This is a genomic window from Roseateles sp. P1_C6 (assembly GCF_056406315.1).
In genome coordinates, this window is record NZ_JBFUAK010000002.1 from 379,863 (window position 1) to 391,040 (window position 11,178).

The 11,178-nt window shown below is 70.2% G+C and carries 9 protein-coding genes; 2 read left to right on the forward strand and 7 right to left on the reverse strand.

Going from position 1 to position 11,178, the window contains the following annotated elements:
• Positions 1-97: 97 nt before the first annotated feature.
• The gene (gntR, locus tag AC1D29_RS04750) at positions 98-1,144 is read left to right on the forward strand and encodes an HTH-type transcriptional regulator GntR (protein WP_477894747.1); all 1,047 of its coding nucleotides are present in this window, start codon (positions 98-100) and stop codon (positions 1,142-1,144) included.
• On the opposite strand, the gene AC1D29_RS04755 is transcribed toward gntR, so the two are convergent.
• The 7 genes from AC1D29_RS04755 to AC1D29_RS04785 all read right to left on the reverse strand — a co-directional run bounded on the left by AC1D29_RS04755 (position 1,136) and on the right by AC1D29_RS04785 (position 10,510).
• Entirely contained in the window at positions 1,136-3,466 is a 2,331-nt protein-coding gene (locus AC1D29_RS04755) for a GH36-type glycosyl hydrolase domain-containing protein (RefSeq protein WP_477894748.1), read from the reverse strand. The two genes, gntR and AC1D29_RS04755, sit on opposite strands and share 9 nt — an antisense overlap.
• Before the next feature lie 5 nt (positions 3,467-3,471).
• Positions 3,472-4,827 (reverse strand): MFS transporter, encoded by a 1,356-nt coding sequence (locus tag AC1D29_RS04760; RefSeq protein ID WP_477894749.1) that lies wholly within the window; start codon positions 4,825-4,827, stop codon positions 3,472-3,474.
• 3 nt (positions 4,828-4,830) lie between these two features.
• The gene (locus tag AC1D29_RS04765) at positions 4,831-5,349 is read right to left on the reverse strand and encodes a gluconokinase (RefSeq protein WP_477894750.1); all 519 of its coding nucleotides are present in this window, start codon (positions 5,347-5,349) and stop codon (positions 4,831-4,833) included.
• Positions 5,350-5,466: 117 nt separating this feature from the next.
• Positions 5,467-6,252, reverse strand: coding sequence for a sialate O-acetylesterase (locus AC1D29_RS04770; RefSeq protein WP_477894751.1), 786 nt, complete (start codon positions 6,250-6,252; stop codon positions 5,467-5,469).
• 89 nt (positions 6,253-6,341) lie between these two features.
• The gene (locus AC1D29_RS04775; RefSeq protein WP_477894752.1) at positions 6,342-8,276 is read right to left on the reverse strand and encodes a DUF5666 domain-containing protein; all 1,935 of its coding nucleotides are present in this window, start codon (positions 8,274-8,276) and stop codon (positions 6,342-6,344) included.
• 352 nt (positions 8,277-8,628) lie between these two features.
• Positions 8,629-9,615, reverse strand: coding sequence for a Bug family tripartite tricarboxylate transporter substrate binding protein (locus AC1D29_RS04780; RefSeq protein WP_477894753.1), 987 nt, complete (start codon positions 9,613-9,615; stop codon positions 8,629-8,631).
• A gap of 91 nt (positions 9,616-9,706) precedes the next feature.
• Positions 9,707-10,510: a helix-turn-helix transcriptional regulator gene (locus AC1D29_RS04785; RefSeq protein WP_477894754.1), complete on the reverse strand. Its 804-nt coding sequence runs from the start codon at positions 10,508-10,510 to the stop codon at positions 9,707-9,709.
• 149 nt (positions 10,511-10,659) lie between these two features.
• On the opposite strand from AC1D29_RS04785, the gene AC1D29_RS04790 reads away from it, so the two are divergent.
• Positions 10,660-11,133: a DUF3237 family protein gene (locus AC1D29_RS04790; RefSeq protein ID WP_477894755.1), complete on the forward strand. Its 474-nt coding sequence runs from the start codon at positions 10,660-10,662 to the stop codon at positions 11,131-11,133.
• The last annotated feature ends 45 nt before the right edge of the window (positions 11,134-11,178 follow it).

Genomic DNA, 11,178 nt, shown 5'->3' on the forward strand with positions numbered 1-11,178 from the left:
CCCTGAATCGCCCAGCGCTCTGGGTGAGGATGACTGTTTGGATTGCGCTATCCTAGGCGTTCGATCTCCCTGCCGGTATGGGGGATACCATGTAGCCATGCCCACCCCCGAGACGTCTCCAGCCGCCCCTTCCCGACGCGCGCGGGCCACCGGCCGCGTGACGCTGGCCGACGTGGCGCGCGAGGCGGGGGTCAGCCCCATCACCGTGTCGCGGGCCCTGCGCGGCGAGCGCGCGGTGGCCCAGGACCTGTCCGAACGCGTCCACGCAGCCGCCACCGCGCTCGGTTACGTGCCGGACCCGGCCGCTCGCGCGCTGGCGTCCAGCCGCAGCTCCCATGTCGCGGTGCTGATCCCCAAGCTGAGCAACACGCTGTTCGTGGAACTGCTAGACGCCGTGCAGAACAGCCTGGTGCCGGCCGGCTACCAGACGCTGATCGGCGTGACGCACTACGACGCGGGTGAGGAGGAGGCCGTGCTGCGCAGCTTCCTGGCGCACCGGCCGGCCGGCCTCATCGTCACGGGCCGCGACCGCAGCCCGGCGGCGGCGGCGCTGATCGAGGGCAGCGGCGTGCCCTGCGTGCATGTGATGGAGGTCGAGGTGGAGCCGGGCGGGCACAGCGTGGGCTTCTCGCAACGCGATGCCGGGCGGGCCATCACGCAACACCTGCTGGATGGCGGCAGGCGGCGCATCGCCTACGTGGCCGCGCAGCTCGACCCCCGCACGCTGGAGCGCGGCGAGGGCTACGAGGCGGCGCTGATGCAGGCCGGCCTGGGCGACCACGTCAACAAAGTGCTGAGCGCCGAGCCCTCGTCGATGGCGCTGGGCGGCGCGATGCTGGAGCGCGTGCTGCGCGAGGCGCCGGATACCGATGCCATCTTCTTCTGCAACGACGACCTGGCCCAGGGCGCGTTGCTGGCGGCGCTGCGCTTGGGCGTGGCGGTGCCCGGGCGCGTCGCGGTGGCGGGTTTCAACGACCTGCCGGGCAGCGACCAGATGGTGCCGCCGCTGACCACCGTGGCCACGCCGCGCCGCGAGATCGGCGAGCAGGCGGCGCAGATGCTGATGAAGCTGATGCGCGGCCAGCCGGTGGAGCAGCCCAACCTGGACCTGGGCTTCCAGGTCGTGCGGCGGGCGTCAGCCTAGCTCGACGTCCAGGCGGTAGGTGCGGCCGGGCTCGATGTTGCGCACGAGGCCGTCAGCCAACGGCTGACCGTCCAGCAGCACGCGAGCCTGGCCCGTGCGGCGCACCCGCAGCTGGAAGCGCGCACCGCGGAACTCGCGCTCGGCGTCGAGGCGGTCCCAACCCTCGGGCAACTGTGGCTTCACCAGCAGGCCTTTCGCCTGCCCGCGCAGGCCGCACAGCCCTTCGACGACGCAGCGGTAGGCCCAGGCCGCCGTGCCCGTGTTGAACAGCTGGCTGGAGCGGCCCGCCGTGCGCGGGTACTCGCGGTGCGCGCCGCGGTAGTAGTTGGGGATGAACACCGGCAGCTGGCCGCGCTGCAGCAGGTCGGCCTCGTCCGGCCCCGGGATCATGCGGCGCAGCGCGTGCCAGGCGCGGTCGCTTTCGCCGCTGTCGTACAAAGCGTGGACGTAGAAGCTGGCGGCGTGGTTGTAGACGGCGCCGTTCTCGGCCGAGCCCGGGTGCTTCTGCGTCACGCGGCCCACGTCGTCGCGCATGCGGGAATAGGGCGGCGCGAACATGGCCACGCCATGCGGCGAGTCGAGCTGGGCCTCGATGGCGGCGAGCATCTTCACGCGCTGTGCCTCGCTCGCCGCGCCGCTGAGCATGGCCCAGGACTGCGGGTTCAGGTAGATGCGGCCCTCGGTGTCGGCGCTGATGCCGAAGACCACGTCGTCGTCCGTGATGCCGCGGGCGAACCAGTCACCGTCCCACAGGTGGCGGTTGGCGGCGTCGTTCAACTCCTGCGCCGCGGCGCGCCAGCGCGTGGCGGCGTCGGCGCGATCCGCGTCGGCACTGATGCCGGCCCACAGCTTCATCGCATAGGCCGCGGCCACGGTCAGCCAGCCGGACACGCCGCGGCCCTTGTAGCCCACCATGTTCATCGGGTCGCACCAGTCGCCCTGGGCGATGAAGCTCAGGCCCCGCGCATCGCGGTCCTGCTGCAGCCAGGCCATCGCGGCGTCCAGGCGCTCGGCGACCGTGAGCCCGTTCACCACGGCGTCCAGCAGCGCGAAGTCGCCCGTCTCGTCCAGGTAAGCCTGCAGGCAGACCGGCAGCCACACGCAGTGGTCGGTGTGCGGCACCTGGTTGATGTACTTCAGCTCGGCGCCTTCGATCAGCAGGATGCCGTCGGGCATGGCGCCGTTGGCTTCCTGCTGGCTCAGCGCGTGCAGCAGCGCGCCGCGCGTGACGGCGGGCACGATGTAGGCCATGCCCAGGTTGTCCTGCAGGTAGTTGCGCGTCTGCGGGTCGGTGCTGAGCCGGTTCACGTCGCCGTGATAGAAGACCTGGCGCGGCAGCCAGTGGTTCACGAAGCGGTCGAAGTCGGCGTCGGGCGTCGTGATGCGCAGGCAGCCGCGGCCGCCGTCGATGTAGTCGGCATAGGCCGCGCGAGCGCGGGCAAAGCCGGCTTCGCTCAGATGCGTCTCGCGCACGGTCGCGATCTCGGCATCGTCCAGCGCGGGGCCGAACAGGAAGCGATACGTCTGCTCCTCTCCAGGCTGCAGCGTCAGCCGGTACTGCACGCAGGCGGCGGGCGTCTCGTAGCGGGCGTCGCCACCGGCCAAGCGCTCGGCCTGCAGCGCGCTCGGGTTGTGCAGGCCGCCTTCGCCTTCGAACGCCGCCTGGCTCGCCTCCCAGGCATCAGGGGTGCGCTCGCAGAGGAAATAGGTCTTGTCCTTGAGCTGCAGGTTCTTGAAGTAGTCCGCCACCTTTTGATAAGGGGTCACGCTGCTCGCGACGATGCCGCTGAGGTCGGCGCGCCACTGCGCCGACTGGTTCATCCACGACATGTAGCCGATGGGGAAATAGGGCACCACGCCGATGCGTCGCGGCCGGCCCGACAGGTTGGTGACGCGCAGCTCCCACAGCTCGACGACATCGTCGGTCGGCAGGCCCAGCGTCATCTCCACGCGCACGCCCAGGTGCTCCACGGTCCAGCGCAGGTCATGTCGGCCGACGACGAAGCTGAAGGCGTCGACCGGCGCGCGCACCGGCTCGTAGGGCGCCGAGAACAGCTCGCCCGTGTCCTCGTCCTTCACGTAGACGAAGCGGCCGGGGTGGTGGGCGTAGTAGGCCTGCTCCGGCTGCATGAAGCTCTTGGCTTCCAGGTTGGGCGCATGCGCGTACTTGGCCGGTTCGGGCTGCATGAACTGCGCGGTGGCGTAGCCGCGGCAGGTGACCTGGATCATCATGCGGCGGTTCCACAGGAAGCCGCCTGCCAGGGGCAGGGCCGTGGGGCTGGTGAGTTCGCAGCGCTCGCCGCTGCCGAGGTGACGAAGCATGGGATTCAGGCGGGTGAGAGGGCGGGCTTGCGCGCGGCCAGGTCGGCCTGGATGCGCGCCATGGTCGGGTTGTCCAGCGTGTAGAAGACCATGATGACCGCGGCCAGCAGCGTGAAGCCGGCCGGGATGACGGACATCAGCCAGACGATGCCGGCCTGGGACTCGGCCGACTGCGCGACGTTGGGCACATAGCCCAGTGCCGAGAACAGCGTGCCGATGACGGCGACCGCGACCGCCGTGCCGAGCTTCTGCGCGAACGAGCTGGCGGCGAAGGTCATGCCCGTGGCGCGGCGGCCGTTGCGCCATTCGTTGTAGTCGGCCGAGTCGGCCAGCATCGAGAACGACAGCGGCGACTTCGGGCCCAGGCACAGACCCAGCGCGATCTGCAGCGCGTACATCCACGCGATCTGGTCGCTGGGCACGAACAGGAAGGCCGTGGACAGCACGGTGGAGGCGAGCATCAGCGCGATCAGCAGCTTGCGCTTGTCGATGAAGCGCGTGAGCAGCGGCGTGCATGCCGTGCCCGCGGCCGCGGCCAGCAGGTAGGCCGGCATGAAGGTGGCCAGCAGCTCGGGCCGGTTGACCACGTACTTGAAGTAGTAGGCCGCGCTGGTCATGCGCAGCGTGATGCTGAGCATGATGATGAGCGCGAGGAAGAACAGCAGGATCCAGGGCAGGTTGCTGCGCAGGTCGACGATGTCCTGGCGCACGCTGGACGGCTCGGCCTGCACGGGCTGCACGCGCTCGGTGGTGGCGCTGAACGTGAAGGCGAAGATCAGCGCGGCGGCGACGCCCCAGAACACCATGGTCAGCGTCCAGCCCAGGGCCGGGTCGCCGGCGCCCAGCCAGGCCACCAGCCGTGGCGACGCGGCCGTCACGAGGGTGCCGCCCGCGAAGCCGCAGACGAAGCGGGACGCGTTGACCGCATTGCGCTCCCTGGCGTCACCCGAGATCACGCCCGACAAGGCGCTGTAGGGTAGGTTGACGCTGGTGTAGACCGTCATCAGCAGCAGGTAGGTCACATAGGCCCAGACCAGCTTGCCCGTGGGGCCGAAGTCGGGCGTGGAATAGGTCAGCACGGCGATCACCGCCAGCGGCACCGGCATGAACAGCAGATAAGGCCTGAACTTGCCCCAGCGCGTCTGCGTGCGGTCGGCGAAGGCGCCGATCATGGGGTCTGTGAAGGCGTTGAAGATCTTGACGACGAACAGCATCGTCGCCGCGGCGCCCGCCGTGATGCCGAACACGTCGGTGTAGAAGATCAGCAGGAAGGTCGAGATGTTGGTCCAGTAGAAGTTGAACCCCATGTCGCCCAGGCCGTAGCCGACGATTTCGCGCTTGGTGAGCGGAGCTTGGCGCATGGCTCAGCGCTGCGCCTGGGGCTCACGCAGCCACTGGCAGACCTGGGTGGCGAGGTCGTCCAGCGGTTGGCTGGCGTCCAGTGGCAGCACGCCGGGTTCGCCCGTCGGCCGCTCCAGCGTCTCGAACTGGCTGTCGACGAGGCTGGCGGCGAAGAAGTGCTCGCCCCGAGTCGACACCCGCCGGTTGGCCTCGGTCCTGGCGATGTCCAGGAAGGCGAAGCGCAGCCCGGGCGAGGCTTGGCGCAACTGCTCCCGGTAGACACGCTTGAGCGCCGAGCAGGCCACCAGCACGCCGCCCGGATGCCGGCGCAGTTGCTCGCACAAGCTGGCCAGCCAGCTGGCGCGGTCCTCGTCCGTCAGCGCCAGGCCCTGGGCCATCTTGTGGCGGTTGGACTCGCTGTGGAACAGATCGCCCTCCAGCCAGGTGCGCCCCATGCGCTGCGCCACGGCGGCCGCCAGCGTGGATTTGCCACTGCCGGCGACCCCCATGACGACGAGGGAATCGGGCGCGAATTGAGTCATGGGGAGGAACGAGCTGAGGTGAGGCGCGGCCGCTGGGTCGCTGTTGGATAGCGCTATCCTACTCGGGGAATGACGGGCTGCAGTCCGTACTTTCCCGCTGGCTGCGGTTCCTTGCGGTTACGGCTGGCTTGGCGTGTGCAGCGCTTGCATCGCGCGGGCGAAGCGGCGGCCCAGTTCGCGGGCGGCATCGGCGGAGAAATGCAGCTCGTCGCCCAGGTGGCCCAGGCCGGTCGAGTCGGCAAAGCCCACGCCGGGCAGGGCCTCGGGCATGCGACGCAACGCGTCGCGCACCGTCGCCGCTTCGGGCAGGCGCTGGGGCGACACGAACTGGCCGATCTCGCCGACGACGATGGGCAGGTCCGGTTGGCCAAGGTCTTGCCGCAGGTCCTGGAACATGCGCGCCAGCCGCGCGCCGTAGCTGGTGGCGTTGGCGGCGCTGTCCGAATCCGACTCGCCCTGGTGCCAAAGCACGCCGCGGATGACGCCCGTCTTCGCGGCCTCGCGGGCGCGGGCCAGGGCTTGCTCGTAGAGGTCGCCGCCCTTCACCCAGCGGCGCAGCGGCGTTCCGCCCACGGCCGTGGGAATGAGGCCGATGGCTGCGGGCTCGCCGGCCTTGAGCATGGCCTGTGCGAAGGCGATGCCCGGGCCCACGCCTGGCTCGATGCGGCTGGTCTTGGCATGAATGGGGTCGCGGGCGACGACCCATTGGCCGTCTGCGTTCAGCGCCAGCACTCGCGGGTCGTCCACCTGCGCGGCCAGGTCACGCGTGTCGCGGCCAGCCATGTTGGACTGGCCCATCAGCAGGTAGAGGTGCAGCCGCTCGCGGGGCAGGTCTCCGGCCAGAGCGGCCAGCGTGGAGAGGGCCGGAACGCAAGAGGCAAGGAGGCGCAGCAGAGTTTTCATGGGCGGCCGATTCTTGCAGCCGCCCACGAAAAGGCCCGGCACCGAGGGGCGGGCCGGGCCTGACGATCAGCAAGTTGCGCGGATGGCGCTCAACCGGGCATGAAGTGCACCTGCCTGGCGACCAGCACGCCGTCCTTGACGCTGCCCTTGATCTCGACCTTGACGCCGTTGCCCAGCTTGGCGGCGTCGCCGTCGATGAACTTCACGGTGCTGGCGGAGGCGTCCACCTTCTGGCCGCCGACCTTGAAGTTGGCGCTGCTGACGAAGTCGCCCACCAGGCCGGCCAGGTAGACGTATTCGTTGCCGGCGTCGTCCTTCTCGGGCTTCTGCAGCTCGATGCTGAGAGCGGTCAGCTTGATGTTGCCTTCAGTGCCGCTGATGGTGACCTTCACGCTCAGGCGCGAGCCGTTGACGAGGTCGGCCAGCTTGGTGCCCGCCGGCTGCAGCACGGTGTTGGCCGTGATCTGCACCGTGTAGCCGCCGATCTGCAAGCCGGACTCGGTCACGTTGAAGGCGATACCCGAGAAGCCCATGGTCTTGGCCGTGCCGGGCGTTGCCGTCACGGTGATGCTGGTCGCGGTGAAGACGCCCGTGGTGGCCGAATAGCTGCCTTCGACATTGACCGTCAGGCCATTGGCCAGCGTGGCCACGCCCTTCACGTCGAGATTGAGCTTGGTCGTGTCGCTCCACTTCACCGTCGTGCCCAGCAGCGTGAGAGTCTTGGCCGTCAGGTCGACGCCGCTGATCGCACCGGCCAGGCGCTGCGGCTTGTCGGCCGGCGGCGGCTGCACGGCGATCTCGGTCGCCTTCACGCCCGCGGGCGTCAGCTGGCCGGTGACCTGCACCCACGCGCCGGCCGCCACGTCGGCCGCGCTGCCCTTGGTGAACTTGGCGGCGCTGGCGTCGACGACCGTGCCGCGCAGCGTGAAGCTGGCCAGCGACACGTAGTCGGTGATCTGGCCGATCAGCAGCGCCTTCAGCGCCGTGTCGTTCTTGAACACGCGCAGCCAGTCGGCCTTCATGACGCCGTCCTTGATGCTGCCGTGCGCCTGCGCCTGCGCGCCGTTGGCCACGTCGGCGGCGGTGGTGCCTTCCTTCAGCGTCGCGGTGCTGGCATCCACCTGCACGTCGCCGATGCGCAGGCTGGCGAGGCTCTGGAAGTCATTGATCGGGCCGCCCACCGTCGTGTCCGAGGAATCCGGCAGCTTGCGCGCCTTGATCTCCACGACGGTGGCCGCCAACACGTTCTTGCCGCCGCTGGCCGTGGGTGCCTGCGCCGCGACGACGCTGACCAGCTTGCCGTTCTCGATGACGGCGCCCGTGGGCAACAGCTTGGCATCGGCATAACTCACCGTCACGCTGGTGTTGCCGGCCAGGCTGAAGGTCTTGGCCGTCGTGTCCAGGCCTTGCACGGCGCCGCTGAGGCGGTACAGCTCGTTGCCGTCCTTGGCCTTGCGCTCGATGCGCGTGGCTGTGATGCTGCCGTCGCCGGCCACCGTGCCGCTGACCTTGACGAGGTCGCCCACGGCCAGCTGCGCCAGGCTGTTGAAGCCGTCGAAAACGGTCGGCAACTGGCCGGTCGTCGTGGTCTTGATGGTCTGGCCGAACACGTTCAGCGTGCCGGCCGCGCCATCCACCGCGCCCACGTTGCCGACCAGCGCGAAGTTCACGACCAGGTTCTGCAGCACGCCGTCCTTCAGCTCACCCTGCACGCGCATGCCGGTGTGTAGGTCGCCCAGCGTGCCGGCCGTCTGTGCGTCGGGCCGGTTGGCGAACATGACCTTGGCGAGGCTGTCGTCGAAGCGCTGGCCGTCGATGATGACGCTGCCAAAGCCCGTGATCGTGCCGTCCACGACGGACGCCGTGCTGGCGCCGGGCGCCGAGGGCGCCGGCGTGGCGGGCGCCTGTGAGGTCGTGTCGCCTGCTCCGCCGCCGCCGCCGCCGCAGGCGACCAGCACGGCGGTGCTGAGTGCGCAGGTCAGGGCGCACAGACCCCACTGCAGATGTTGCTTGAGTTGTTTCATTGTTGGACTGCCTTTGACACTGGTGGCCCCGCAAGGGCGCTGTGGCCTGTGGATGCGGGCCCCTCGTGAACCCGCGAATTCAGTCTGCCGATGGCAGCTGTTTGCTGGCTGTCGAGCTGTGTCGAGTTGTTGCGACGAGGGCTCGCGGCCCGTGCGCAATGTCACGAACTCCGGGGGGTGGTCGACAGCCGGCAGGGCTGGCCGAGCGAGCGGCGGCGGAGCGATCTTCCGCTCGTCCGCGCTGGGCAGCCGCTCGTCTTTCGGCGCCACATCGGCGGGCCGAGCAGGGGCGCTCGCGCCCGGCGATAAGGTCTCGCGCGGTGCGTCACGCCGCGCGCCGCATGGCCAGCGCTCAATCGCCCTTGAAGCCGGTGGCCTTGACCACCGCCGCCCAGCGCGCCGCTTCTGAGCGGACCGTGCGTTCGGCCTCGGCCCGCGTCGTGCCGGTGACGGCGAAGCCGCTTTCCTGCAGCTTCTGGCGCACGTCCGGCGACTTCACGGCCACGGCGATCTGCGTGGCGAGCAGGTCTTGCGCGGCGACCGGCGTGCCGGCCGGCACGAAGACGGCGAACCAGGCGGAGAAATCGACTTTGGGAAGTCCCGCCTCGGTGAAGGTTGGCACGTCGGGCAGCAGCGGCGATCGCGATGGCGCGGTCGTGGCGAGCGCGCGCATCTTGCCGGCCTTGATCTGCGCGGCGCCCAGCGCCGTCGTCACGAAAGCGGCCTGCACCTCGCCCGCGACGATGGCCGTCACCGCATCGCCCGTGGCGCGGAAGTGGATGGGCTCGATCTTGAAGCCGCCCTGCTCGGCGAACATCTCGGCGCCGAAGTGACCGGGCGTGCCGGCGCCGAAGGTTGCGAAGTTCAAGCGGTCGGGCTTGGCCTTCGCCGCCTTGACGAGGTCGGCCACCGTCTGCGACGGCGACGCAACCGGCACCACCAGCACGAAGTCGGAGCGCACGACCTCGGAGAGCGCCACCAGTTCCTTGGCTGGGTCGTAGGGCAGCTTGCTGAAGGCCGGCGGGGCGATGCTGATGGAGCCGACTTCGCCGAGCAGCAGGGTGTAGCCGTCTGCCGGGCTCTTGGCCACCGCCTGTGCGGCGATCTGCCCGCCGGCGCCCGCGCGGTTGTCGACGACGATGTTTTGCTTCAGCTGCTCGCCCAGCTTCTGGCCCAGCAGCCTCGCCACCACGTCGGGCCCGGTGCCGGGCGGGAAGCCGACGACCAGCTTCAGCGGCCGCTCGGGAAAGCCCTGGGCCGCGGCGGGCAAGGGCAGGCCGGTGGCGAGCAGGGTCGCGCTGGCGGCGTTCAGCAGCAGTTGGCGGCGGGGCAGCAGCATGTTGAGTCTCCGTTCTTGGGCCCGGCAGTGTCCGGCTCGGGCCTTGCGGGAGCTGTCATCCCAGAGGGCGACAGCGCCGGGCGACCAGGCTTCAGTGCCGGGGCAGGAACGCCGCGAACAGTTCGCTCTTGAAGTGCATGCCCAGCCGCTCGAAGGCCCGGGCGCGGTAGGTCTTGACGGTCGCCAGCGTCAGGCCCAGGTCGGCGGCGATGCCGTCGTAGCTCCAGCCGCGCAACAGCCGCTCGCAGACGTCGAGTTCGCGTTCGGTCAGGGCCGGGCAGCGGTAGCGCAGCGCCTGGCGCGCATCGGCCGGAGCCGCTGGGTCGCCAGACGACGCCGCGGTGGCCTGTGTCAGACGCAGATGCCGCTGGACGGCGGCGAGCAGCACGGGCGCCGCGTCGGCGAAACCGGCCACCTCGCCGTCGCCGAAGAGGCCCTGGTGCTGGTGGTGATAGAGGTTGACGGCGAGCAGCGAGTGGTCGGCCGCGCGGTGCACCACGGACAGCCGCTCCAGCACGCCGTGCCGGCGGTAGATGGCCTCGCGGTGGTCGCGCGTCGGCGCGTCGTCCGCATGCATGCGCAGCACGGCGGCATGGCCCGGTGCGACGCCGTCGAAGCTGCAGTCGCGGCGGTACAGGCCGCCGACGTAGGCGGCGAAGCAGTCGCGCGTGGTGTCGGCCACTCCGATGCTGGCCGACAGGTGCAGCAGCGGCGCCGCCGTGGGCCGCAGCTCGTAGACGGCCCAGGATGCCGCGCGCAGCTGCGTCGCGTTGAGGCCGCGCAGCGCGGACTGCGCGAAGCCGGGCTCGCCGATGTCGCCGACCACCGTGGCCAGCGCCGCGCCCAGGGCGGCACGGGTGTCATCGGCGGGCGAGGGCAGGGGCCAGAACTTCATGGACGGGAGCGACAGGCGAAGGAGGGGAGCGGGGGCGTCATCTTCTCGGATGACGCCCGGCAGGCGCCGCGGCGCGCATGCTGGCAACCGATGCTAGGCCGCAGCGCTACCCTGTCCATAGCGACCGACCCCACCCCGACAGCCGACCCATGACCGACACCCCGCCGCCACCGCCTCAACTGCTGCCGATGACCCGCGTGTTCTGCCGTGTGGGCGCGATCGTCACGCTGGGCCAGGCCAAATACGGTGAACGGCGCTATGTGCCGCTGAGGGGCGGCACGGTCAGTGGCGCCGAGTTGAACGGCGAGATCGTCGAAGGCGGCGTCGACTGGCAGGTCCAGCGCGCCGATGGCGTGCTGGACATCGCGGCGCACTACGTGATCCGGGCCACGGACGGCGGGTTGATCGAGGTGCAGAGCGACGGCATGCGCCACGCCGCGCCTGAGGTGATGGCGGCGCTGGCCCGTGGTGAGGCCGTGCCGCGCGAGGCCTACTACTTCCGCACGGTGATGCGCTTCCAGACCGGCGCGCCGGCCTGGCTGCACCTGAACAAGGTGCTGGCGCTGGCCTGCGGCGAGCGCCAGGCCGACCGCGTGGTGCTGGATGTCTACCGGGTGACGTGACCCCGGCGTGGTGCTTGCCTAGGCGGCGGGCGCCCGGGGGCTGAT

Coding starts and splice junctions, on each gene's coding strand:
- AC1D29_RS04760 (WP_477894749.1), bottom strand. CDS start 4,827: ATGCGCCAAGCTCCGCTCACCAAGCGCGAAATCGTCGGCTACGGCCTG.
- AC1D29_RS04790 (WP_477894755.1), top strand. CDS start 10,660: ATGACCGACACCCCGCCGCCACCGCCTCAACTGCTGCCGATGACCCGC.
- AC1D29_RS04780 (WP_477894753.1), bottom strand. CDS start 9,615: ATGCTGCTGCCCCGCCGCCAACTGCTGCTGAACGCCGCCAGCGCGACC.
- AC1D29_RS04755 (WP_477894748.1), bottom strand. CDS start 3,466: ATGCTTCGTCACCTCGGCAGCGGCGAGCGCTGCGAACTCACCAGCCCC.
- gntR (WP_477894747.1), top strand. CDS start 98: ATGCCCACCCCCGAGACGTCTCCAGCCGCCCCTTCCCGACGCGCGCGG.
- AC1D29_RS04785 (WP_477894754.1), bottom strand. CDS start 10,510: ATGAAGTTCTGGCCCCTGCCCTCGCCCGCCGATGACACCCGTGCCGCC.
- AC1D29_RS04765 (WP_477894750.1), bottom strand. CDS start 5,349: ATGACTCAATTCGCGCCCGATTCCCTCGTCGTCATGGGGGTCGCCGGC.
- AC1D29_RS04775 (WP_477894752.1), bottom strand. CDS start 8,276: ATGAAACAACTCAAGCAACATCTGCAGTGGGGTCTGTGCGCCCTGACC.
- AC1D29_RS04770 (WP_477894751.1), bottom strand. CDS start 6,252: ATGAAAACTCTGCTGCGCCTCCTTGCCTCTTGCGTTCCGGCCCTCTCC.